Genomic DNA, 1,822 nt, shown 5'->3' on the forward strand with positions numbered 1-1,822 from the left:
TTATCAATGAATTCTGTAAAATAATGGGGTGCCTTATTCAAAGTTTTCTGTATTTCATACACCGTCTTTGGTGCAATCTTGGCAAGATAATTGCACCAAAGTTTTGTATGAAAAGTCAACGATGATTAGACTATCACGACAAAGCCATTGCTTTTGATGTTTCGGTTCTGCGCGGTCGAACATGCGGTTGATGTTCTTGTCTAGAAGTTTCTGCAATTTCTTGATGCCGCTTTGCTGTTGAGCGTTCAGGTAGCTTTGAGGGCTGCGATAAGTTTTGCTGCTGTTGCAATTTTTTATCGAGATCGTTAAGCGGTTGATGACGTTTTTGTTGTTCTGCCTGATGGTTTTGCACAATGGTTTCTCTTAACTGTTTTATCGTATCAGCATAATCCTTAATGGCGGTACAAAGGGTAGGAAGATTTTCTTCAGCAGCTTTTCGTGCTCCGTTTTTTAAGCCAAGGACTTGCTTACCAGCAAGAGGAGCAAAAGATGTACAATCCTTTTCAATTTGAAATACAATTTCTTCTCCTATCTCTGGAATTTTGTGCATATCTTCTATTCTATATTGCAAAATAAATGGATCCTTATAAACAATTTGGCACCAATATTGGATCTCTCTTTGACCATATTGAACCGATGGATCTTGTTGAACTCTGCGAGCAATTTCCTGATTTGAGAGAGGTTTTATTTTCTTTTCTGAATTGAGCGGATTTTGTAAATGTTGATTTGTTAGCTCTTCCTCCTGTGTTTGTCGCTGATGTTGTTGTTCCGTGTGAGGACCTTGAGAAATACTTTCACTTTTTGTATATTTTGAAGTATACACATAACCGTTAATAGCAGCACATAGGGTAGGAAGAGTTTCTTCAGCTTGTTTGCGCGCATGATTTTTTATGCCAAGAACTTTTCTACCAGCAAGCTTAGAAATAGACTTAGGCCGTTCTGTAACATCCCATAAGAGCTGTTCTCCCATATCGGGGTTTTCTTTGATTGCTTCTATTCTTTCACTTAAAATAAGCCGTTCGCCATAAACCTTTTCGCACAAAAATCGTATTTCTTCTTGATATGCTACGAGCAATAGCTCTCTTTCCATTGTATTAATAGATGGTTTTTGTTCGTGAGACGGTTTTGGTTGTTCAATTGCTGTGTGTGGAGAGGAAGTTTTTGGGACGACAGTATCGCTTTGTTTTCTGTTTTCCATACGGTGCGGTTTTCTTGAAGGCGGGACGGCATATGTTCCACTGTCTTGTGATGATGAACTGCTTTGCTGCCTGACTTTCATATGTGATGATGTTTTGGGTCTAACACTTGGTTCGTGTGTTTCAGGATTTTGAATTTTTGTGCTGTTTTGTACTCTTTCTCTCATGCGTGGGGGAAGGGGCGGAGCCACTTTTGTCTGTAGAGAAGGGGATTCTTGAGCAGTTGGTTTATTTTGTTCTCTATCTTTTGCACGCGGTGGTCTTTGTGGGGCCATTTTTATGCGCGTGGAGGGGCTTTCTTGGGTTTCATGCTTTTGGATTTTTGCGTCGGCTTGTGTTTTTTCTCTCATACGTGGGGGCGGGGGCGGAGCCATTTTTTTTTGCGGGGAAGGGGACTCTTGAACTGTTGGTCTATGTTGTTGCCTCTCTTTTGCACGTGGAGGTCTTTGTGGAGCTGTTTTTGTGTGCGGAGAGGAGTGTTCTTGGATTTTTGAGTTGGAGATTTTTGTGCCGGTTTGTGTTTTTTCTCTCATGCGTGGAGGAGGGGGGGGAGCCACTTTTGTCTGTAGGAAGGGGGACTCTTGAACTGTCGGTTTATGTTGTTGTCTCTCTTTTACACGCTGAGG

General features: G+C 41.5%; 1 protein-coding gene. It reads right to left on the reverse strand.

Annotation, left to right across the window (positions count from 1 at the left end; all coding sequences use genetic code 11):
- Positions 1-133: 133 nt before the first annotated feature.
- On the reverse strand, positions 134-1,822 hold a 1,689-nt coding region (locus tag ACFIO3_RS12505), incomplete at its 5' end, for a BID domain-containing T4SS effector (RefSeq protein ID WP_375704561.1).

Source organism: Bartonella sp. AD328YNZD (assembly GCF_042196425.1).